This is a genomic window from Kitasatospora sp. NPDC059827, from assembly GCF_042731675.1.
Lineage (GTDB): Bacteria > Actinomycetota > Actinomycetes > Streptomycetales > Streptomycetaceae > Kitasatospora.
Genome location: NZ_JBHWIV010000038.1, coordinates 26,006 through 46,966, shown reverse-complemented (window position 1 = coordinate 46,966; position 20,961 = coordinate 26,006). Strand labels below are relative to the sequence as shown.

Genomic DNA, 20,961 nt, shown 5'->3' with positions numbered 1-20,961 from the left:
GCTACCGCTGCCGCAGGGGGCCCTGGTCGCGCTGGTGACTCCGGGCGTCCTGGGCGTCCTCGGCGAGCACCCGGCGGGCCGCGCTCAGGGCGGAGTCCTTGAGCGCGGCCAGCTCCTCGGGGCTGTACACCGGGGTCCGGAGGTCCGGCGCGATGCCCGGGCCGTCGAAGGTGCTGCCACTGCGGGTGAGGTACTCCTCGTTCGGCAGGACGACCGCGAAGTCCGGCGAGAGCGGCTTGATCAGGACGTCCGAGTAGACGCCCTGGGTGTTCTCGCCGATCCGGGTCACGTGCGGGGAGCGGCCCATCAGCGCCTGGGTGAAGGTCTCCGCCGCGCTGGCCGAGATCGAGGAGGTGAGCAGGGCCACCGGCCCGGTGAAGTGCTCGCCGTCCGAGGGCTCCACGGGGACGGGCACGGGCCGGGTGAACTTCGTCGGGTCGGCCGGGTCGTTCCGCGCCACCTTCCGGTAGGCGAGGTACGGGCGGTCGGTGAGCCGGGCGGCGATGTGCAGCCCGAGCGCGTCCGAGCCGCCGCCGTTCAGCCGGACGTCGAGCACCAGCCCGGTGAGCCCGTCCGGGTCGGCGAGCAGGGCGTCCAGCGCCCTGTCCAGCTCGGCGACCTGGCTGCGGTAGTCGCCGCCGGTGTAGCCGTCGAAGCTGCCCACCCGCAGGTAGCCGACGTCGTCGGGAAGCCGGCCCACGCCGAGCTTCCCGCCGGCGAAGAGCTGCTCCGGCCCGGTGAGCTGGGCGGCGACGGCCTCCCCGGCCCGGGTGGTCAGCTCCTTGGTGCGCACCGTCGAGCCGGGCCGCCGCCCGCCGAACACCCCTGTCGGCTGCCCGTCGACGATCCGTGCCAGCCCGGTGTGGGCGTCGCCGAGCGGCCGCAGCATGTCGACGAACACCTCCTGCAACTGGTCGGTGGTCGTCGTCGGCGTGATCCGTCGCCGCTGCTCGTCCCGGACGGCGTGCCAGTCGATCCCCTTGGCCGCGAAGAAGGGGTAGTTCTCCTCGAAGTCCTCCCAGAACCGGTCGAAGACCGCGAGCGGGTCGTTCGGTGCGGGGGTGGCGCACAGCGCCGGCAGGGCGGGGAGCCGGTACAGGTCCTTGGTGCCGACCCCGCCCTCCTCGCGGTCGACCAGCCGGTCACGGCCCTTCGGGGTGAGGGTCACCGCGTTGCTGCCCACGACGTAGCGGACGGTGCCGTCCGGTCCCGGCGGGCCGGCCTGCGTCGCGGTGATCCAGCCGGGCACGCAGCTGTGCGCGGTCACGTCGTAGGTGGTCAGCTTGCCCCCGTCGACGGCGACCACCGTGCCGTAGCCGTCCATCCGCCAGACGCCGGTCGGCGGACTCCCCGGCCGTCCCTCGGCGGCGGCCGCCGTCCCCGCCGCCACCGGCCCGATCGCCGTGGCTAGCACCAGTGCCGTCGCCAGTGCCGTGGTGGTGGCCGCCGCCCTGCCGACCTTCCGGTACCTCGTCCTCGGCCCCCGCCGACCCTGCTCGATGTTCGACCCCCGCCGACTCTGCTTCATGTTCGGCCTCCGCCGAGTGTCCGGCCTCCCCCGCGGAACCCCTCCGCCACCGTCCCCACGACGCTACGGTCGCCCGCGCGGCCCGGTCGTCATCCGACGCGTCGCTCCCGCCCCCTCCTCCGGGCCCACTCGCCTGCCCGGTCGAACCACCTCGGGAGGGATGGACGGCAAACCCTTTTGACGGCGGGTGGAAATCCGTCGTGGCGGATCCGAGGCCGGCCGCGTCCGCCTCTCCTACTCCTGCGCCTCTTCCCGCTTCCACCTGCCCGCGACCAGGGTGCCCAGCCGGTCCAGCCCGACGACGGCCGCGCCGAGCACGATGAACTCGACCGTCAGCTGGGCTATCTGGCCCCAGACGTAGCCGTAGCCCTTGGTCGTCGGGTCGAAGAAGAAGTACGGGTAGGGCCTCGGGAAGTCGGCGAACAGCGCGTTGCGGGCGAGCACGATCGCCGCGTAGCCGAGCGGGAAGGCCAGCCAGAGCGGGAGGTTCTTCCAGGCCGACGCGTTGCGCGGCTTCAATGCCACCCAGTCGACCAGCACCATCACCGGCGTGACGTAGTGCAGGAAGAAGGAGGACCAGTGCGCCAGCCGGTCCGGCCCCTCGACCAGTCCGGGCAGCGGGCTGGCGCCGTGCTGGAGCAGGACGTGCGAGACCAGTCCGGTGATCAGGATGTACAGCGTGGCGGCCCCGCGCAGCCGGGGGGCGGGCGCGTCCACGGTGTCGCGCTGGAGCATCCAGTACACCGCGCCGATGAAGTAGCCGAGCACGATGACGTTGCTCTGCACGGTGAAGTACACCAGCGACGCGTCCCCGAGGGTCAGGCCGAGGCCGGCCGAGAGCACGATGCCCATGCGCCACCACAGCGCGGGACGGGTCCGGACGGTCATGCGGCCACCAGTTCGTTCCAGGCGATACGGGAGGTATCGGACGTTCGGAGGGGAAGATCGCACTCTACTCGGTGGTACCCATCGAGGGAACTTGTGTACGAACTTCCGCCGCCGATCCGTCGCTGAACCGTCGCCGATCCGCCGCGGACCCCCCTTCGGTCACCCCGGCAGGACGAAGCCCGACTCGTAGGCCGCGATCACGGCCTGGGTGCGGTCCCGGGCGCCCAGCTTGGCCAGCACGCTGCCGACGTGGGTCTTCACCGTCTCCTGGCTCACCACCAACTGCCGCGCGATCTCCGCGTTGTTGAGTCCGGTGGCCATCAACCGCAGCACCTGGCCCTCCCGTTCGGTCAGCCGCCCGATCGGCCCCCGGTCCGCGGCGGCCTCCCGGCAGCCCTCCGCGCGGTGCCGCAGCGCGAGTTCGCGCACCGCCGCCGGGAACAGCAGCGAGTCACCGCGTGCGACCAGTCGCACCGCCTGCACCATCTCCTCGGCCCGGGCCCGCTTCAACAGGAAGCCGGCCGCGCCCGCGCGCAGCGCGTCGTACACGTGGTCGTCGTGCTCGAAGGTGGTGACCACCAGGATCCGCGGCGGCTCGGCCATCCCGCGGACCAGCTGCTCGGTGGCCCGGATCCCGTCGATGCCGGGCATCCGGACGTCCATCAGCACCACGTCCGGGCGCAGTTCGCGCACCAGTGGTACGACCTCGGCGCCGTCGGCGGCCTCGCCGACCACGGAGAGGTCCGGTTCGGCGTCGATCACCACCCGCAGGCCCATCCGGACCAGGCGCTCGTCGTCCGCGATCACCACACGGATGGGCCCGCCCTCCGTGCCGCCCGCCGCGCCGTCGCCCGTGCCGCCCCCCGCGCCGTTGCCGTCGTTCATCCCCCAGTCCCTCCCAGCGGCAGCCATACGGCCAACCGCCACGTCGTCCCGTCCTCGCTCGGCCCGACGGCGCTCCCGCCGCGCAGGGCCGCCGCCCGTTCCCCGATCCCGCGCAGCCCGCGCCCGCCGCCGGGGCGGCTCGGGCGGGCCGCGCCGAGCGGGTTGGTCAGTTCGATCTCCAGTCGGCCCGCGTCCACTGCGACCCGCAGTCCCGCCGGGGCGGGCCCGGCGTGCCGGAGCACATTGGTCAGGCCCTCCTGGACGATCCGGTACGCCTCGCGGGAGACCCCGACGGGCAGTGCGCCCAGGCCGGGCGCCAGCTCGGCGTCCACCGTCACGCCGGTGCGGGCGAGTTGGCGCAGCAGGTCGTCCAGCCCGGCCAGCGTGGGCCCGGCCGGTGCGGTGCCGCCGTCCTCCTCCTCGCGCAACAGCCCCAGCACGGTGTCCAGTTCGGCGACGGCCCCGCGCGCGGTCTCCTCGATCGCGCGCAGCGCCTCCGCGGCGAAGTCCGGGTCGGTGCGCAGCACCCGGGCGGCGGCCGAGGCCTGGATGCCGACCGCGCTGAGCGCGTGCCCGACCGAGTCGTGCAGTTCCCGGGCCAGCCGGTTGCGCTGGGCGAGCACAGTGGCGCGCCGTTCGGCGGCGGCCAGCCGCTCCTCCGGGGTGGGGCCGAGCAGCCTGGGCGCCCAACGGGCCAGCAGCGCACCGCAGCCGGCGTTGCTGACGACGATCAGGAGCAGAACGGCCAGGCCGAGTGCGGGGCCGGTGAGCATCCAGCCGGGGAAGCGGTCCGTCCAGTAGCCGGAGAGATCCTCGGACCCGATGAGGCCGAACATCAGCACCACCGCGAAGGGCGCCCCGGCCAGCGTCATCCCGGCGACCACCCCGCCGGTGAACAGGTGCAGCACGAAGAACGCGGCGGTCCGCCACCGGGCGGCCCAGGACCGGGACGGCCCGGTGGCCAGTTCCTCCGGCCGGGCCACCGCGCACAGCGCCCGGGCGGCCGCGCCCTCCAGCCCCCGGACGGTCGGCACCAGCGCGGTCACCGCGGCCATCGGCAGCGAGGTGAACAACGACAGCATCTGCAAAAGCAGTTGGCGGGCATGGCCCTGGTTCGGGTTGAGCGCCCCGAGCCCCACCGTCGACAACAGGTAGTAGGGCATCAGCAGCGCGCCGCCCAGCACCAGGTGCACCCAGCGCAGTCGGGCCCGCCGTCCGAACAACACCTCGCCCGCCCGCCGGATCCGGCCGCCCCCGCTCCCCGTGCTCACCCGGGCGACTTTACGTCAGCGCCGCCGGGGTCGTCAGTGCCGTCGGGGCCGTCGGGGCCGTCAGTGCCGTCGGGTCCGGCTCCCCGGCCGGGCGCGGCCCCCCGTTCGGTCAGGGCCACCGCGCCCGCGGCCAGCATCAGGGCCCCGGCCGTGAACTGCCCGGCCTCCACCAGGGCCATGAACCCCGGTACGGCCCGCGGCAGGTCCGGTACCGTCGTCGAGGTCCCGAACGCCACCAGCAGGAAGCCGCCCCAGCCGAACAGCGAACCCGCGCCGGTCCAGGCCACCAGCAGCGGCACCCGCAGCCGCCGCCGCGGCCCGATCCGGAAGACCAGCACCAGCAGGGCCAGGGCCGCGGCGACGGCGGTCACGGCGGTGGCCGCGTCCATCGTCGCCATCGACCGGTCGTACTCCTCGGCCATCCGCAGCGGCAGTCCCACCGTCCCGCCCGCCGCCCAGTACGCCCGGGCCGTCGCCACCCCCAGCGCGACCAGCGCGGCCACCGCGGCGAAGGCCCGCTGCACGTTGCGGGTGGGGGAGTCGGGCAGGTCGCCGATCCGGTCGTGGAGCAGGCCCGTCCAGCGTCGGCGGGCGTACAGCGCGAATGCGGTGAACAGGGCGGCGCCCTGCACCCCGAAGCCCCCGTAGACCACGGCGTACACCCACCCCGCCAGGCCGTCGTCGGCCTGCTGCGCCGCCGTGCGGTGCTTCGCCCCGAACACCAGCGAGCCGAGCAGGTCCAGCGGGACGACCACCAGGATCGTCCCCAGCAGGCCGGTCGCCACCCACATCGGGAACGCCACCAGCGCGGCCGGGGCCCGCCGCCCCCACGGCCGGACGAAGGCGAGCGCGAGCAGCAGCGCGACCACCTCCATGCCGAAGGTGAGGAGGTTGAGCGTCCACAGCCCGTCCAGCGCCTTCGCGTCGCGCGCGCCCACGTGGGAGCCGGACAGCCACAGCAGTTTCAGCGTCAGATAGGGCACCGTGGCGGCCATCGCGATCCCGGCCGCCGCCCCCCGCACCACGTCTTCCTTGCGCCTCATGCCCCTACGCTGCCGCCCCACCCCGGGCCGCGGCCTCGGCCCGGGGTGCGATCCCCCTCCCCCCGGCGGGGGATCTTCGGGCCCTCCCTACGCCATCCGGTGGATCAGCCGGTCCTCCTGGTCGACCCGCCCGTCCGGGTCCGGCACCAGCCCGAGCCGCTCGGCCAGCCGGCGCGACGGCAGGTTGTCCGCCCTGATCAGCGCCGTCACCGGAATCCCGGGGAACCGCGGCAGCGCCTCCGCCATCGCCGCCCGGCACGCCTCCGCCGCGTACCCCTTGCCCCACGCCGACGGCCGGAACCGGTAGTACAGGTTGAACACCGGCTCCCCGTCCAGCGAGTGCAGGAACAGCCCGGCGACCCCGATCACCACCCCCGGCTCCTCCCGGGTCGCCACCATGCAGTACCCCACCCCGTCCCGCGGCCAGTCCGCGATGAAGCCGGCCAACTGCTCCCGTGCCGCCCCGAGGTCCCGCTGCGGCCCGTCCGGGTTGTACCGGTTGGTCTCCGGATCCCCGTGGATCGCGAACATCGCCTCCGCGTCCCCCTCCTGCGGCCGGCTCAACACCAGCCGCTCGGACACGGCGACGACCGTGCGGGCATCGGCGGGCAGATCAGTGGTGGTCATGGAGGCTCCCCCTGTGGTGCGTAATGGTCCGATGGCACGATAGACCATTACGCCCACACCCGCCCGTCCATTTCCTACAGGATCGGCTCACACCCGATCGCCTTGCCCCCGGCGACGAGGAACTGCTTCCAGGTCTCGTCGCCGTTGGGGATGAGCTTCTGGGCACCGTCCCAGCTCAACCGGAAGACGGTGGACTTGCCCTGGCAGGACGTCACCATCTCGTCCGGTCCGACCCAGCGGGCCCGGCCGAGCCCCGGTTCGTCCTTCGGGGCGGTCGAGGTCAGGAGTCGCGGCTCGGTGCCGATGGTGAGGGAGACGGAGGGGCCGGGGTTCGCGTCCGTGTGGATGCGGCAGGCCCACAGGGGGTCGGTGGCGGTGGTCGCCGTCTCCCGGAGACCGTGGTTCCCCGGCACGTCGGGCAGGGTGAACCCGGGCAGGCCACAGACGGCGTCGAGGTTGAGGTCGTGGTCCGTTCCGGCCTCCGACAGGACGTGCGGTGCCGGCATCGGCGTCGATCCGCAGGTTCGCTGGCCCGCGATCCGATTGGCCACCGTCACGGAGAGCTCTGCGAGGTTTCGGGCCCCGCGTCCGTCGTCGCCACTCGAACTGACCGTGACCCGCAGCCCGCTGCCGCAACCCTCGGGGAGCAGTGCCCACGCCCGGTGGTCGGAGGCCGCGCCGGCCGCACCTCCGTTGGCCGAAGCGGCGAACAGCCGGGCTTCCGAGTCGTCCGTGAGGGCGGAGAGGCCGGTGTTCTCGCGGAGTTCCACCGTGACGGACCGGTCGCTCCCGAAGATTCCACGACTCACCGTTGCCACGCAGAACGCGGTGCCGTTGCGCAGCTGCCCGTTGCCGTACGTGTGCTCGCCGACCCTGCCCGATCCGAGTGCGGCGGTGAGCGCGTCGGCACTCACGGCACCACCGCACACGCTGTCCGGCCCGAAGGCATTGCTCAGGTTGTTCGCGAGGAACGCCCCCGCACCGGCCACCACCGCCGCCACCCCCGTGACGGCGACCGCCGCCCGGACTCGGAGCGGCCAGGTGGTGAACCCGCGCCGGTCCGGGGTTGCGTCGCCACTGCCGTCCGGCCTGCCGCCAGTCCCGTGCTGTCCTGTCGTCACGGGATCAGCCCTTCCCGAAGGCGGCGTTGTGGGCCTGGGTGATCGACGTGTAGTAGTGGATGTTGGCCGAGTCGGTCAGTTGGGCGAGCAGGACATCACGACCCGGCACACCCAAGTCATCGGCCTTCTGCTTGAGCATGACCTGCATCTGCGACTGCCCGGTGGTGTAGAGGCTGCTGAGGTCACCCTGCGCCTTGGTGTCGAGCGCCGCGTTGACCTTGTTCGCCCACTCGGAGGTGGCGACGTCGACGTACCGCTGGGCGATGTCCCCGACCGGCAGCCAGTCCTTGCCCGGCAGCATGTTGGCGAGCGTGCCGACGTAGTGGTAGTCCATCTTGGCTTTCCAGTTGACCTTGAACTGCTCGTCGGACTTGTGGTCCGAGATGGTGTCCGCCTGAACGGCGTCGAGCGCGCCGAAGGCCTTTCCGGCTTCGTTCACGAAGCTCTCGAACCTCGGATCCGGTCGGCCGTTGACGTCCTTGAACGCCTCCGGTCCGTACTCGGCCATCCGTCGAGCCACCTCGTGGGTCTCGGCCAGGTGGATCAGGGCGTACGAGTCGGGGTCCTCGGCGGTGCCGCGGATCACCCGGAGGAGCTGTTCCCGGGTGGCGTTCAGTCCTCCGGGCTGGGACGGGCCGGGGAGGTCCTTGCTGAGGATGTCGTGGGTGTCCGCCACGTAGTCACTGACCATGTCGGCCAGCGGCCGGCGAAGGGCGGGGGACAGGTCGTTCTCGTGGCCGGCTCTGTCGCCACCGAGCGTCGAGAGCGCGGAGTCCATGATCCGCGTCATCGTCGCGTCGTGCAGTCGTACCGGCGGCTGCGGGCTGCCGGGTTCGCGGCCGGTCGTAGCCGCTTCCAGCACCTGGCCGAACAGTCCGTGGGAGCTGTTGCGCAGCTCGTCGGCGGACAGCTTGCCCTCCAGGTCGGCATCGGGCCACGCGCGGTCCTTGAGCAGGTAGGTGAGGTTCTTGTTGCGGCCCGGGTCGAGGAACTCCCCGGCCGCCGCCGGGTCGGTCCTCAGCTGCTTCATCAGGGGGCCCAGTGGATCGCCTTCCCTGGCGGACCAGTTCGGCCCCCATAGGTCACTGCCCTTGGTCTTGCTGTTGCGCTCGTAGTCGACCAGGTCGTCGCTCACCTTCACCAGGAAGGCCTTGTCGTACCTGCCGCCTGCTCCCATCAGCGCCGTCAGTGCCGGGTAGTTGTCGTTCCAGCCCGCTGCCGAGCCGCCCGGGCGGCGGGCGGCCGCGAGCAGGCCGTCCTCCCATCCCTTGCCCATGCCGCCGTCACGGGTGGCGGTGGCGAGGACCACCGACAGGTTGCCGTAGACGTCCTGGTAGCCCTTGGCGTTGTGGTTGCCGTGGGCGAGGCCGCCGTAGGCCTTGCTGTACCCCAGGAGGGCTTCCGGGCCGGTCTTGCCGCCGTAGTTGAGGCCGTTGAGCAGGGTGGTGGAAAAGTCCTTGTTCTCCGCGTTGGCGGCCATCAGGGCCTGCAACTGCTTGAGCTGGTCGTCGGAGAGGCTGCCGCCCTTGGACATCAGGTCGGTCGCGCGCTTGGCATCGGCGACCGGGCCGCTGCCGCCGGGGGTGGGGTTGAAGGCGGTGGTGCTGGTGCCGATGTCGGCCTGGAGGTCGACCGAGGCCCGCTGGTCGGCGGCGGTGGCCTTCTGGACGGCCTTGGTCAGGCGGGCCGAGATGGCCTTGGCCTTGGCGTCCAGGTCCTGGGCCAGCAGCCTGCTGTCCGGATCGTTCCTCGCCTCTTTCGGCAGCGTCCAACTGACGGTGCCGTCGGCCGACACCGTCAGGTCCTGCGTCTGGGCGTCGTGGAGTGCCGTGTCGAGGTCGCGGCGGGCGGCGGCGAAGTCCTCGGCGGCGGTCTTCATGATCGCGGCGAGGGCGGTGGCGACGGCCGAGGCCTGCTTGAAGTCGCCGTCGATGCCCTGCATCACCTTGGTCGCCTCGTCAGCGGCCGCGCCCTTCCAGCCGGCCCGCTGCGGGGTGCTGGTGAGGTCCTTGGTGACCCGGCCGTCCAAGGCGGTGAGGGCCTTGGCGACCCCGGCCCATGCCTCGGCGGCGTCGGAGACCGCGGAGAACTCGGCCTCGTGAAGTTCCTTGAAGGACACCATCTCTCTGTTCCCCCTGCCTTTCTAGCGGGCCGCGCGGAGGTCGGCGACGGTGGTGATCTCGTTGCCGTGGTAGTACTCGCGGGTCCGGTCGAGGCTGTTGGCGGCACCGGTGACCTTGTCGTGCAAGGTCTTGCACTGCTGCAGCCACCGTTCGGTGCTGCCGGTGAGGGCGCCGCCGAAGGAGAAGCCGCGGATCTTGGTCGACGCGGTGCTCGCGTACTCGGTGAGGCTGTGCGCGCCGGGCCCGGCCTTGCTGTTGGCGCCGTCGAGGTCGGTGGCGATCTGGCGGGCCAGTCCGGCGGAGGCGGTGAGCTCGTACGGGGTGTCCAGTTGGGTGGTCGGCTTGCCCGGGGGGATGAGCGGGAAAGGGGGCACGGTGTTGCCGCCGTCGCCCGGGGCCGCCGGGTTCGCGTACGGCGACTTCCTGGCCGTCGTGCTCGGCATCGGGTCCGTGGCCGGGGCGACCGGTCCGGTGGTGAAGTACGGGCTGCCCATGTCTGCGTGTTCCTCCCCTGGTCGGCGGGGGTTCGCACACCCCCTTCGGCATGACGACCGTACAGGTCGGCTCCGTCAGTACACCGACGCACCCTCCGTGCCGTCGGTTGCACCGGGCGTGATCGGCTCCATCAAGGTTTCGTCAGGGGGAATTGGCGGGGAATCGGCGACACGGCCGCAGGGGCGAGGGCTTGTTACCGGCCGGTCGCTTCCCTATCATCGCGAGTGTTACAGCTTTACTGTCAAACCCCGGAGGGTCTGCAGCCAGTGCGTGACACAACCAGTACGGCCGCCGGCTCCGGCCCGTTGGCAGGGGTGCGGGTGGTCGAGCTCGCCGGGATCGGGCCGGGGCCGTTCGCGGCCATGCTGTTGGGCGACCTCGGGGCGGACGTGGTGCGGGTGGACCGCCCGGAGCCCTCGCCGCTCGGGACGGACCCGGCGTACGACCTGACCAACCGGAACAAGCGGTCGGTGCTGGTGGACCTCAAGTCGCCGGAGGGGCCCGGCCTGGTGCTGGACCTGGTCGAGCGGGCCGACCTGCTGATCGAGGGCTACCGGCCGGGGGTGGCGGAGCGGCTCGGGGTGGGCCCCGGGGCGTGCCTGGCGCGCAATCCGGCCCTGGTGTACGGGCGGATGACCGGGTGGGGCCAGCACGGTCCGCGGGCCGCCACCGCCGGGCACGACCTCGGGTACGCGGCGGTGGCCGGGGTGCTCGGGCTGGTCGCCGCGGAGGGCGGGGCCGAGGCGCCGCCCGGGATCCCGGCGAACCTGCTCGGCGACTACGCGGGCGGCTCGCTCTACCTGGTGGTCGGGCTGCTCGCCGGGCTGCACCACGCCCGAGCCACCGGTGCCGGGCAGGTGGTGGACGCCGCGATCGTGGACGGCGCGGCGCACCTGGGCAGCATGCTCTGGGGCCTGCTCGCGGCCGGCCACTGGCAGGACCGCCGGGGCGTCAACCTGCTGGACGGCGGCGCCCCGTTCTACGCGCTCTACCGGGCCGCCGACGGCGGGCACCTCGCGGTGGGCGCCCTGGAGCCGCGGTTCTACGCGGAGTTCGCCCGCCTGCTGGAGCTCGGCCCGGACGCGCCCGGCCAGTACGACCTCGCCCGCTGGCCCGAACTGCGGGCCCTGATCGCCGCCCGCTTCGCCACTCGGACCAGGGCCGAGTGGGAGGCCGTCTTCGCGGGCTCCGACGCCTGTGTGGAGCCGGTGCTGACGATGCGTCAGGCTGCTGCCGAGGAGCACCTGTTGGCGCGCGGTACCTACGTCGAGGCGGGTGGCGTCACCCAACCCGCCCCCGCCCCGCGGTTCTCCGTCACCCCCGGGGCGCTGCGCCGCCCGCCGGCCCGCCCGGGCGCGGACACCGCGGAGGTGGCCCGGGACTGGGGCCTGCCGGCGCTCCACCCGCCGGCCGCCACCACCGAACCTCTCAACTCCGCGACCGAACAAGGGGAGTAGCGTTGCAGCGCGAGATCTTCACCGAGCAGCACGAGGACTTCCGGGCCACCGTGAAGGCCTTCCTCGCCAAGGAGGTGCTGCCGCACTACGACCGCTGGGAGAAGGCGGGCATCGTCGACCGCTCGGTCTGGTTGGCGGCGGGCCGGCAGGGCCTGCTGGGCATCGCGGTGCCCGAGGAGTTCGGTGGCGGCGGCGCCCCCGACTTCCGCTACGCCGCCGTGGTGGCCGAGGAGTTCGCCCGGGCCGGTGCGTCGGGGCTGGCGATCGGGTTGCACAATGACATCATCGGCCCGTACCTCACCTCGCTCGCCACCGAGGAGCAGAAGCGGCGCTGGCTGCCCGGCTTCTGCAGCGGTGAGCTGATCACCGCGATCGCGATGACCGAGCCCGGCACCGGTTCCGACCTCCAGGGCATCCGCACCCAGGCGGTGGACCGGGGCGACCACTTCGTGCTGAACGGTGCCAAGACCTTCATCTCCAACGGCATCCTGGCCGACCTGGTCGTCGTGGTCGCCCGGACCACGCCGGAGGGCGGTGCGCACGGGCTGAGCCTGCTGGTGGTCGAGCGCGGGACGCCCGGGTTCGAGCGCGGCCGCAACCTCGACAAGATCGGCCAGAAGGCCCAGGACACCGCCGAGTTGTTCTTCGAGGACGTCCGGGTGCCGAAGGAGAACCTGCTCGGTGAGCTCAACGGCGGCTTCGTCCACCTGATGCAGAACCTCGCCCAGGAGCGGCTCACCATCGCCGCCGCGGCGATCGCCGGTGCCGAGTACCTGGTCGAGATCACCACCGACTACGTCAAGCAGCGCGAGGCCTTCGGGCGGCCGCTGGCCAAGCTCCAGCACGTGCGCTTCGAGATCGCCGAACTGGCCACCGAGTGCGCGATCACCCGGACCTTCGTCGACCGCTGCATCACCGAGCACAACCGCTACGCGCTCACCCCGGCGGACGCCTCGATGGCCAAGTGGTGGGCCACCGAACTGCAGAAGCGCACGGCCGACCGCTGCCTCCAACTCCACGGCGGTTACGGGTACATGAGCGAGTTCCCGGTCGCCCGGGCGTTCACCGACGGTCGCATCCAGACGATCTACGGCGGCACCACCGAGATCATGAAGGAGATCGTCGGCCGCTCCATCCTCGGCTGACCCCTCCGCCGAGCCCGCTCCGCCCCGTCCCGCCCCGTTCAGTCAACCCCGCTCCGCTCCGGCCCACTTCGTTCCGCCCCGCCAACCCCGCTCCGCTCCGCCAGGCCCCGCCCCGAAAGGCATCCCCATCGTGACCACCGAAGCGTACGTCTACGACGCGATCCGCACCCCGCGCGGCCGCGGCAAGGCCACCGGCTCGCTGCACGGCACCAAGCCGATCGACCTGGTCGTCGGCCTGATCCACGAGATCCGCCGGCGCTACCCCGAGCTGGACCCGGCGGCGATCGACGACATCGTGCTCGGCGTGGTCAGCCCGATCGGCGACCAGGGCTCCGACATCGCCCGGATCGCCGCCATCGCGGCCGGCCTGCCCGACACGGTGGCCGGCGTCCAGGAGAACCGCTTCTGCGCCTCGGGTCTGGAGGCCGTCAACCTGGCCGCCGCCAAGGTCCGTTCGGGCTGGGAGGACCTGATCCTGGCGGGCGGCGTGGAGTCGATGTCCCGGGTCAAGATGGCCTCGGACGGTGGCGCCTGGTTCGCCGACCCGATGACCTCGTACGAGACCAACTTCGCCCCGCAGGGCATCGGCGCCGACCTCATCGCCACCATCGGGGGCTTCTCCCGCACCGACGTGGACGCCTTCGCCGCCGAGTCCCAGGCGCGCGCCGCCAAGGCGCAGGCGGACGGCCTGTTCGACCGCTCGGTCGTCCCGGTGCGCGACCGCAACGGCCTGGTCGTGCTGGAGCGCGACGAGTTCATCCGCCCCGGCACCACCGTCGAGACCCTGGCCGGCCTCAAGCCCTCCTTCGCCGCGATCGGCGAGGCCGGCGGCTTCGACGCCGTCGCCCTGCAGAAGTACCACTGGGTGGAGGCCATCGACCACGTCCACCACGCGGGCAACTCCTCCGGCATCGTGGACGGCGCCGCCCTCGTCGCGATCGGCAACCGCGAGGTCGGCGAGCGGTACGGGCTGCGCCCGCGGGCCCGGATCGTCTCCGCGGCCGTGTCCGGCTCCGAGCCGACCATCATGCTGACCGGCCCCGCCCCGGCCACCCGCAAGGCCCTCGCCAAGGCCGGGCTCACCGCCGCCGACATCGACCTGGTCGAGATCAACGAGGCCTTCGCGGCGGTCGCCCTGCGCTTCATCGGCGAACTCGGCTTCCGGCACGACCAGGTGAACGTCAACGGCGGCGCGATCGCGCTCGGCCACCCGCTCGGCGCGACCGGCGCGATGCTGCTCGGCACCGTCGTCGACGAGCTGGAGCGGCGCGACCTGCGCTACGGCCTGATCACCTTGTGCGTGGGCGGCGGCATGGGCGTCGCCACCATCGTCGAGCGCGTCTGATCCCCCTCTCCCCCCGGTAGACCTGGAGACCTTGAACCCATGAGCGACACCACCACCATCCGCTGGGAGCAGGACCGGGACGGCGTGGTCACCCTCGTCCTCGACGACCCCACCCAGTCCGTCAACACCATGAACGAGGCCTTCACGGCCGACTTCGAGGCCACCGTCGAGCGGCTGGCCGGCCTCGGCGACGCGTTGCGCGGCGTGGTGGTCACCTCCGGCAAGAAGACCTTCTTCGCCGGGGGAGACCTGCGGATGCTGTCCGCCGCCCGCCCCGAGGACGCCGAGGCCGTCTTCGAGAAGTCCATGCGGATCAAGCGCTCGCTGCGCAAGCTGGAGACCCTCGGCAAGCCGGTCGTCGCCGCCGTCAACGGCAGCGCGCTCGGCGGCGGTCTGGAGATCGCCCTCGCCTGCCACCACCGGATCGCGCTGGACACCCCCGCCAGCCGGATCGGCCTGCCCGAGGTCACCCTCGGGCTGCTGCCGGGCGGCGGCGGCGTGGTCCGCACGGTGCGGCTGTTCGGCATCACCGACGCCCTGCTGAAGTTCCTGCTGCAGGGCCGCCAGTACCGCCCGGCGCAGGCGCTGGAGCACGGACTGGTGCACGAACTGGTCGACACCCCGGAGGAGTTGACGGCCCGGGCGAAGGCCTGGATCGAGGCCAACCCGACCGCCGTCCAGCCCTGGGACGTCAAGGGCTACAAGATCCCCGGCGGCACCCCCGCCACCCCCGCCTTCGCCGCCAACCTGCCCGCCTTCCCGGCCAACCTGCGCAAGCAGCTCAACGGCGCGCCCTACCCGGCCCCGCGCAACGTGCTGGCCACCGCGGTGGAGAGCAGCCAGGTCGACGTCGACACCGCGATGGTGATCGAGGCCCGCTACTTCACCGAGCTGGCCTGCGGGCAGACCAGCAAGAACATGATCCAGGCGCTGTTCTTCGACATGCAGGCGGTCAACTCCGGAGCGGGGCGGCCCAAGGACGTCGAGAAGCAGCTGGTCCGCAAGGTCGCGGTGCTCGGCGCCGGGATGATGGGCGCCGGCATCGCCTACGCCTGCGCCAAGGCCGGCATCGAGGTCGTGCTCAAGGACGTCAGCACCGAGGCCGCCGAGCGCGGGAAGGCCTACTCCGAGGGCCTGCTGAACAAGGCGATCGCCCGCGGCCGCTCCACCGAGGCGAAGCGCGACGAGCTGCTGGCCCGGATCACCCCCACCGGCGACGCCGCCGACCTGGCCGGCTGCGACGCGGTGATCGAGGCCGTCTTCGAGAACACCGAGCTCAAGCACAAGGTGTTCCAGGAGATCGAGGGCGTGGTCGCCCCCGACGCGCTGCTCTGCTCCAACACCTCCACCCTGCCGATCGGCGTGCTCGCCGAAGGCGTCCGGCGCACCGGCGACTTCATCGGCCTGCACTTCTTCTCGCCGGTCGACAAGATGCGCCTGGTCGAGATCATCCGGGGCCCGCAGACCGGCGACGAGGCGCTCGCCCGCGCCTTCGACCTGGTCCGGCAGATCGACAGGACCCCGATCGTGGTCAACGACTCCCGGGGCTTCTTCACCTCGCGAGTGATCGGCCAGTTCCTCAACGAGGGCGTCGCCATGGTCGGCGAGGGCATCCACCCGGCCTCCGTCGAGCAGGCCGCCGCCCAGGCCGGCTACCCCGCCAAGGTGCTCTCCCTGATGGACGAGCTCACCCTCACCCTGCCGCGCAAGATCCGCGACGAGTACCGGCGCGCGGTCGAGGCCGCCGGCGGCACCTGGACCCCGCACCCGGCGGACGCGGTGGTGGACCGGATGGTCGACGAGTTCGGCCGCCCCGGGCGCAGCGGCGGCGCGGGCTTCTACGAGTACGGCGAGGACGGCAAGCGCGGCCGGCTCTGGCCGGGGCTGCTGGAGCACTTCGCCGGTGGCGTCGAGGGTGTCGACGGTGCCGGTGGCGCCGGACCGGTCGACCCCGCGGAGGTCCCGTTCGAGGACCTCAAGGAGCGGATGCTGTTCAGCGAGGCGATCGACTCGGTGCGCTGTCTGGAGGAAGGCGTGCTCACCTCGGTCGCCGACGCCAACGTGGGCTCCATCCTGGGCATCGGCTTCCCGGCCTGGACGGGCGGCGTCTTCCAGTACATCAACGGCTACCCGGGCGGCCCGGCCGGCTTCGCGGCCCGCGCCCGCGAGCTCGCCGCCGCCTACGGCGAGCGGTTCGCGCCGCCGGCCCTGCTGGAGCGGATCGCGGCGGAGGGGCGGACCTTCACCGACTGATCCTCATCGACGGATCGTCACCGACTGATCGTCACTGACTGGTCTTCACCGACTGCCCGGGGCAGGGCGGGTGGACCGGGTGGGGGCGTGCGCGCGAGGGCACGGCCCCACCCGGCTCCTGCTAGTTGCCGGTTTCCTCGCCCGACTCCTCGCCCGACCTCTCGCCCGACTTCTCGCCCGACTTCTCGATCGGCTCCTCGCCCAGCTCGTCGCCCAACTCCTCGCGCAGGAAGCGTTGGAACGCGGTGACCAGCGCCTGCGCCACCATCGGCTGGATGTGGTCGGTCAGCTCCTTCATCCGGGCCAGCTCCGCCGGGTCCGGCTCGCTCTCCCGGTACGGCTTCCAGACCGTCTCCCGGAACAGCCGCTGCAACTCCCGCGCGGTCGCCCGGCTGTGCTCCACCACCACCGCCCGGGCGGCCAGCAGCGTCTCCAGCGGGATCGGCACGTCCAGGATCCGCACGCCCAGCGGCAGCAGGCCCGGATCCGTCCGGAACACCTCCGGGTCGGCGGTGCGCTCCAGCGCCCCCATCGCGACCAGGCGTTCCACCTGCTCCTCCGACAACCCCCGACCGGCCCGCCGCTCCAACTGGGCGCGGCCCACCTCCTCGGCGGTCTCCGGCGTCCAGGACGCCACCAGCGCCCGGTGGATGGCCAGGCCCAGCGGGGTGCTGTCCTCCGGCAGCCGGGCCAGGTAGCGCTCGATCGCGGCCAGGGTCAGCCCCTGCCGCTGCAACTCCTCGATCAGCCCCAGCCGGTCCAGGTGCGCGGCCCCGTACAGCCCCACCCGCCGCGGGCCCAGTTCCGGCGGCGGGAGCAGCCCCTTCGTCCCGTAGAACCGCACCGTCCGCACCGTCACCCCGGCCCGCGCCGCCAACTCGTCCACCGTCAGCCGCACCTCGCCCACCCCGGCGCCGTGCTCCCCCATCTGCTGCCTCCCGCGCTGGCACACTCCTGCTGTGACAGCTGCAGTGTGACAGTGCGGTGCGATCAGGTCCATCGGACGGGGTGGGCGGCCCGGGGGACAGCGAAACGGGGACGGCGAAACGGGGACGGCGGTCCGGGAGTGGCGGTCCGGGAGTGGCGGTCCGGGGACGGCGAACCGGCGCCGCCCTCGGTGTCGGGGCGGGCGCCGGTTTCGGGTCGCCTGTGGGTTCTCGCAGGAGGTGGGTCCCTCGCGGGCGGCGGGTCAGGCGAGGGCGGCGTGGTGGCGGCGGGTGACCTCGGGGTGGGCCCGGGTGTAGCCCTTCCACTCGTTGAAGCCGAAGTCGGCGAAGAGGGGGTTGGCCGGGTCCTCGGTGGCGCCGGGGGCGTGGTGGGCGAGGGGGAAGTCGAGCGGCTCGACGTGGGCGTCCAGGCGGGGGTTGTAGAAGAACGGGACGGAGTAGCGCTCGCGGGCTCCGGCCGGGCTGACCACGCGGTGGCTGGTCGCCTTGAGGTAGCCGTCGGTGGCCACCTCCAACAGTTCGCCGAGGTTGACCACGAAGGCGCCGTCGAGCGGCGGGACGTTCAGGAAGGTGCCGTCCGGGCGCTCCACCTGGAGGCCGCCGACGGTGTCCTGGAGGAGCAGGGTGATGAACCCGTAGTCCTTGTGGGCGCCGACGCCCTGGCCGGCGCCGTCCGGCGCGGTGCCCGGGTAGCGGACCAGCTTGAGCCGCAGGTGGGGGTGGCCCGCGAAGGCGTCGTCGTAGAAGTCGGGGCGGGCGCCGATCGAGGTGAGGAGTTCGTGCAGCAGGCGGCGGGCGACCGCGCCGAGGTGGTCGATCCAGCCGAGCGCGGCGGTGCGCAGCTCGGGCAGCGCGGTCGGCCACTGGTTGGGGCCCTCCAGCCACCAGTACGGGGGCTCGCCGCTTCCGGGGGTGTGCGGGGGCAGCTCGGCGCCGATGTCCAGCTGGTCGCGCCAGTCCTGGCTGCCGCCGGTGCGCTCGTCACCGGTGCGGGTGTAGCCGCGGTAGTGGGGGGAGTTGAGGTTGCTCACGGAGAGCCGGTCGGCCTCGGGGAGGGCGAAGAAGGCGCGCATGGCTCCGGTGAGCGCGGCCGTCTCCTCCGGGGTGATGCCGTGGCCGACGAGCTGGAAGAAGCCGACGCCGGTGGCGGCGGTACGGAGCTCGTCGTGCAGGCGGCGGCGGTCCTCGGGGCTGCCGTCGGCGAGCGAGAGGTCGATCACCGGGAGGGCCTCGGGGTGCGCCTCCGGGGTGGAGCCGGTACCGGATATGGGCGTGTACTGCTGCGTCATGTGTGACATCCGCTGGTCTCGTCCCGGCTGGTCCCGGTGGTCGACCAGGGAAGGCCGGAGCCGCGCCTGGTGCGGCGGGTGCTCCGGGTAGCCGGGAGGTGGTGGCGGCCGCGTCGGGGCTGCCGTGAGGGTGGGTGGCGCGAGGTTCAGCCGGAGCGTCGACAGGACATGGTCGTCACGCGGAGCAGGTCCACGTGGCGGCGGCGAACAAGGATGAGCACCTCACCAGGGTAGATGACCCGTTCGGTGGAGGGCGAGCCCCCTGGCGCGGAGGGACACCCCTCACTTGTCCGTGCTCAATCAATCATAGCTGCTACCCTTCCTGTCTGCTTGGTCCCGCTGCCTCTCGGCCTCGCCTCCCCCCTCGTGCTCCTGTCCTTCCGGGGACTCTTCTTTCGGGGACATCTCCTTCCGGGGCCGTCGAGGCCCTCAGGAGTTGTTGAGGTAGGCCAGGACGGCCAGGACCCGGCGGTTGTCGTCGTCGGAGGGCTGGAGGTCGAGGCGGACGAAGATCGACGCGGTGTGCTTGGCGACCGCCCGCTCGGTGATCACCAGCTGCTGGGCGATCGCCGCGTTCGAGCGGCCCTCGGCCATCAGCGCCAGCACCTGCCGCTCTCGCGGGGAGAGGGTGGAGACCGGGCCGGCCGAGGAGTTGTGGGTGAGCAGCCGGGTGATCACCTCCGGGTCCATGGCCGTACCGCCCTGGGAGACCCGGCGGACGGCGTCGAGGAACTGGGCACCGTCCAGCACGCGGTCCTTGAGCAGGTAGCCGATCCCGCCGGAGCTGCCGGCCAGCAGCTCACGGGCGTAGAGCTGCTCCACGAACTGTGAGAGCACCAGTACGGGGAGTCCCGGGTGGGCCTGCCGGGCCGCGAGTGCCGCGCGCAGCCCTTCGTCCGTGAAGCTCGGCGGCAGCCGCACGTCGACCACGGCGATGTCGGGCCGGTCGGCGGCGATCGCGGCGAGCAGCTGCTCGCCGTTCTCGACCGCCGCGGTGACCTTCATGCCGTTGGCCTCCAGCAGCCGGGTCAGCCCGTCCCGGAGGAGGAAGAGGTCTTCGGCGATGACAACGCGCACGGGATCTCCAGGTTCACGATGGTCGGTCCGCCGGACGGACTGCTGATCGCGAGTACCCCGTCGAAGGCGGCCAGTCGGCGTTCGGTTCCGCTGAGGCCGGTGCCCTGGGACGGGTCCGCGCCTCCGCGCCCGTCGTCGGTGACCGATATCCGCAGCAGCCCGTCACTGTGCCCTATCTCGATCCACAAGTGCGAGGCCCCGGCGTGTTTCACCGCGTTGGCCAGCAGTTCGCTCACTGCGAAGTAGGCGGCCGACTCCACCGGGGCCGGCGCCCGGCCGGGCAGGCCGCCGGTGAAGGTGACCGGAAGGGGCAGGTCCAGCGCGGTGGCCTCCACCGCGTCGGCCAGGCCTCGGTCGGCCAGCACCGGGGGATGGATGCCCCGGACCAAGTCCCGTAGCTCGCTGAGCGCCTTCACCGAGGACGTCCGCGCCTCGGCGAGCAGCGGCCCGAGGGCGTCCGGGTCGTGCTTCACCTGCTCGGCGACGGTCAGCAGCATGCCCAGCGCCACCAGCCGGGCCTGCGCCCCGTCGTGGAGGTCCCGCTCGATCCGGCGCAGCTCGGCCGCCCCGGCGTCGATGGTGTCCGCCCTGGTGCGCGCCAGATGGCTGACCTGGCGGGCGAGTTCGGTCTGCCGGGAGGGCCCGAGCAGGGACCTGGCCGCCCTCTCGTGCACCCGCAGGACGGGCGGTGCGGCCCACAGGAGCGCGAACGGGGCCACCCAGAGGCCCATGCCGTAGACGATCATCAGCGGGAACAGCAGCCCGTTCCGGCCGAAGACCTCCATCGCGAGCGGTGTCAGCACCACGACCGCGGCCGTCAGCAGCACGGCGGATCCGGTGAGGAGCGTCCAGGCGAGGTCCCGCCAGGTCGCCGGGTCGGCCAACCAGCCGCCGGCCCGCAGCCGTTGCCAGGCGCCGGCGTCGCCGACCGGGCGGTGGTACGGCACCGGGATCGGCCGCCCGCTCCACCGCTCGACGACGCGTCGGCTCTCGGTGGCGATCCAGCGCGCGCCGAACAGCCCGAGCACCAGCAGCGACGGTGCCAGCCAGAGCGAGACGGACCGGCCGCCGGGCGCGGCGCCGCCGTACAGGTGGGTCGCCGTCACCGCGAGCGCGCCCGGGGCGAACAGCACGGCCCCCACCGCCCGGCCGGAGCCGCCGGTGGCCCAGCAGAGCGCCCAGAGGGCGACCGGCCCCAGCGGCACCGTCAGGATCAGCGGCCCGCCCGGCCCGAAGTGCCCGGACTCGTCCGGGCCGAACAGCGCGGCACCCAGCACGATCGGCCCGGCCAGCAGCGAGATCAGCCCCGTCACGGCCATCGTCGCCACGTACCAGGCGCGCACACCGTCCGCGCAGGACCGGCCCAGCCGTCGAGCCACCCCGGTGATCACTCCCGCCCCCATGTCGGCCCCCTTTCCGTCCCGGGCCCCGCGGGGCCCGAAGTCTGTGTGCCGGAGCCCTCGGTGG

Annotated in this window: 17 protein-coding genes; 4 read left to right on the top strand and 13 right to left on the bottom strand. The window is 72.8% G+C overall.

Annotation, left to right across the window (positions count from 1 at the left end; all coding sequences use genetic code 11):
• Position 1 precedes the first annotated feature (1 nt).
• The 9 genes from ACFV8H_RS23505 to ACFV8H_RS23465 form a co-directional block, all read right to left on the bottom strand.
• Positions 2 to 1,528 (bottom strand): S41 family peptidase, encoded by a 1,527-nt coding sequence (locus ACFV8H_RS23505; protein WP_380403167.1) that lies wholly within the window; start codon positions 1,526 to 1,528, stop codon positions 2 to 4.
• A gap of 234 nt (positions 1,529 to 1,762) precedes the next feature.
• Positions 1,763 to 2,416, bottom strand: a complete 654-nt coding sequence (locus tag ACFV8H_RS23500) for a Pr6Pr family membrane protein (RefSeq protein ID WP_380403165.1) — start codon at positions 2,414 to 2,416, stop codon at positions 1,763 to 1,765.
• Between the two features lie 159 nt (positions 2,417 to 2,575).
• On the bottom strand, positions 2,576 to 3,301 hold the full coding sequence (locus ACFV8H_RS23495; RefSeq protein ID WP_380403162.1) for a response regulator: 726 nt from the start codon (positions 3,299 to 3,301) through the stop codon (positions 2,576 to 2,578).
• Positions 3,298 to 4,572: a sensor histidine kinase gene (locus tag ACFV8H_RS23490; RefSeq protein ID WP_380403159.1), complete on the bottom strand. Its 1,275-nt coding sequence runs from the start codon at positions 4,570 to 4,572 to the stop codon at positions 3,298 to 3,300. The genes ACFV8H_RS23495 and ACFV8H_RS23490 overlap by 4 nt, the downstream gene beginning before the upstream one ends.
• Positions 4,569 to 5,615 (bottom strand): hypothetical protein, encoded by a 1,047-nt coding sequence (locus ACFV8H_RS23485; RefSeq protein ID WP_380403156.1) that lies wholly within the window; start codon positions 5,613 to 5,615, stop codon positions 4,569 to 4,571. Before ACFV8H_RS23485 ends, ACFV8H_RS23490 begins: the two co-directional genes overlap by 4 nt.
• Positions 5,616 to 5,702: 87 nt before the next feature.
• Positions 5,703 to 6,242 (bottom strand): GNAT family N-acetyltransferase, encoded by a 540-nt coding sequence (locus tag ACFV8H_RS23480; RefSeq protein WP_380403153.1) that lies wholly within the window; start codon positions 6,240 to 6,242, stop codon positions 5,703 to 5,705.
• 74 nt (positions 6,243 to 6,316) lie between these two features.
• Positions 6,317 to 7,363 carry a hypothetical protein gene (locus tag ACFV8H_RS23475; RefSeq protein WP_380403151.1) on the bottom strand — a complete coding sequence of 349 codons (1,047 nt, stop codon included), beginning with the start codon at positions 7,361 to 7,363 and terminating at the stop codon, positions 6,317 to 6,319.
• Between the two features lie 4 nt (positions 7,364 to 7,367).
• A complete protein-coding gene (locus ACFV8H_RS23470; protein ID WP_380403148.1) occupies positions 7,368 to 9,485 on the bottom strand; it encodes a hypothetical protein in 2,118 nt (705 codons plus the stop codon).
• Between the two features lie 21 nt (positions 9,486 to 9,506).
• Positions 9,507 to 9,980 (bottom strand): hypothetical protein, encoded by a 474-nt coding sequence (locus ACFV8H_RS23465; RefSeq protein WP_380403145.1) that lies wholly within the window; start codon positions 9,978 to 9,980, stop codon positions 9,507 to 9,509.
• A gap of 315 nt (positions 9,981 to 10,295) precedes the next feature.
• Here ACFV8H_RS23465 and ACFV8H_RS23460 point away from each other — a divergent pair, with 315 nt between their 5' ends.
• From ACFV8H_RS23460 to ACFV8H_RS23445, 4 genes are all read left to right on the top strand, one after another.
• The gene (locus ACFV8H_RS23460; RefSeq protein WP_380403254.1) at positions 10,296 to 11,438 is read left to right on the top strand and encodes a CaiB/BaiF CoA transferase family protein; all 1,143 of its coding nucleotides are present in this window, start codon (positions 10,296 to 10,298) and stop codon (positions 11,436 to 11,438) included.
• A gap of 2 nt (positions 11,439 to 11,440) precedes the next feature.
• A complete protein-coding gene (locus ACFV8H_RS23455; protein ID WP_380403142.1) occupies positions 11,441 to 12,583 on the top strand; it encodes an acyl-CoA dehydrogenase family protein in 1,143 nt (380 codons plus the stop codon).
• A gap of 130 nt (positions 12,584 to 12,713) precedes the next feature.
• Positions 12,714 to 13,928: an acetyl-CoA C-acetyltransferase gene (locus ACFV8H_RS23450; protein WP_350508193.1), complete on the top strand. Its 1,215-nt coding sequence runs from the start codon at positions 12,714 to 12,716 to the stop codon at positions 13,926 to 13,928.
• Between the two features lie 39 nt (positions 13,929 to 13,967).
• Positions 13,968 to 16,181 (top strand): 3-hydroxyacyl-CoA dehydrogenase NAD-binding domain-containing protein, encoded by a 2,214-nt coding sequence (locus ACFV8H_RS23445; RefSeq protein WP_380403139.1) that lies wholly within the window; start codon positions 13,968 to 13,970, stop codon positions 16,179 to 16,181.
• A gap of 121 nt (positions 16,182 to 16,302) precedes the next feature.
• Here the strand turns inward: ACFV8H_RS23445 and ACFV8H_RS23440 are convergent, their stop codons facing one another.
• The 4 genes from ACFV8H_RS23440 to ACFV8H_RS23425 form a co-directional block, all read right to left on the bottom strand.
• Positions 16,303 to 17,109, bottom strand: coding sequence for a MerR family transcriptional regulator (locus ACFV8H_RS23440; protein ID WP_380403136.1), 807 nt, complete (start codon positions 17,107 to 17,109; stop codon positions 16,303 to 16,305).
• Between the two features lie 261 nt (positions 17,110 to 17,370).
• The gene (locus tag ACFV8H_RS23435) at positions 17,371 to 18,417 is read right to left on the bottom strand and encodes an isopenicillin N synthase family dioxygenase (RefSeq protein ID WP_380403134.1); all 1,047 of its coding nucleotides are present in this window, start codon (positions 18,415 to 18,417) and stop codon (positions 17,371 to 17,373) included.
• A gap of 429 nt (positions 18,418 to 18,846) precedes the next feature.
• Complete coding sequence (locus ACFV8H_RS23430; protein WP_375891184.1) at positions 18,847 to 19,494, bottom strand: response regulator; 648 nt, start codon at positions 19,492 to 19,494, stop codon at positions 18,847 to 18,849.
• Positions 19,446 to 20,897, bottom strand: coding sequence for a histidine kinase (locus tag ACFV8H_RS23425; RefSeq protein ID WP_380403132.1), 1,452 nt, complete (start codon positions 20,895 to 20,897; stop codon positions 19,446 to 19,448). The genes ACFV8H_RS23430 and ACFV8H_RS23425 overlap by 49 nt, the downstream gene beginning before the upstream one ends.
• Between the last annotated feature and the right edge of the window lie 64 nt (positions 20,898 to 20,961).

Coding starts and splice junctions, on each gene's coding strand:
- ACFV8H_RS23505 (WP_380403167.1), bottom strand. CDS start 1,528: ATGAAGCAGAGTCGGCGGGGGTCGAACATCGAGCAGGGTCGGCGGGGG.
- ACFV8H_RS23500 (WP_380403165.1), bottom strand. CDS start 2,416: ATGACCGTCCGGACCCGTCCCGCGCTGTGGTGGCGCATGGGCATCGTG.
- ACFV8H_RS23495 (WP_380403162.1), bottom strand. CDS start 3,301: ATGAACGACGGCAACGGCGCGGGGGGCGGCACGGGCGACGGCGCGGCG.
- ACFV8H_RS23485 (WP_380403156.1), bottom strand. CDS start 5,615: ATGAGGCGCAAGGAAGACGTGGTGCGGGGGGCGGCGGCCGGGATCGCG.
- ACFV8H_RS23480 (WP_380403153.1), bottom strand. CDS start 6,242: ATGACCACCACTGATCTGCCCGCCGATGCCCGCACGGTCGTCGCCGTG.
- ACFV8H_RS23470 (WP_380403148.1), bottom strand. CDS start 9,485: ATGGTGTCCTTCAAGGAACTTCACGAGGCCGAGTTCTCCGCGGTCTCC.
- ACFV8H_RS23465 (WP_380403145.1), bottom strand. CDS start 9,980: ATGGGCAGCCCGTACTTCACCACCGGACCGGTCGCCCCGGCCACGGAC.
- ACFV8H_RS23445 (WP_380403139.1), top strand. CDS start 13,968: ATGAGCGACACCACCACCATCCGCTGGGAGCAGGACCGGGACGGCGTG.
- ACFV8H_RS23440 (WP_380403136.1), bottom strand. CDS start 17,109: ATGGGGGAGCACGGCGCCGGGGTGGGCGAGGTGCGGCTGACGGTGGAC.
- ACFV8H_RS23435 (WP_380403134.1), bottom strand. CDS start 18,417: ATGACGCAGCAGTACACGCCCATATCCGGTACCGGCTCCACCCCGGAG.
- ACFV8H_RS23425 (WP_380403132.1), bottom strand. CDS start 20,897: ATGGGGGCGGGAGTGATCACCGGGGTGGCTCGACGGCTGGGCCGGTCC.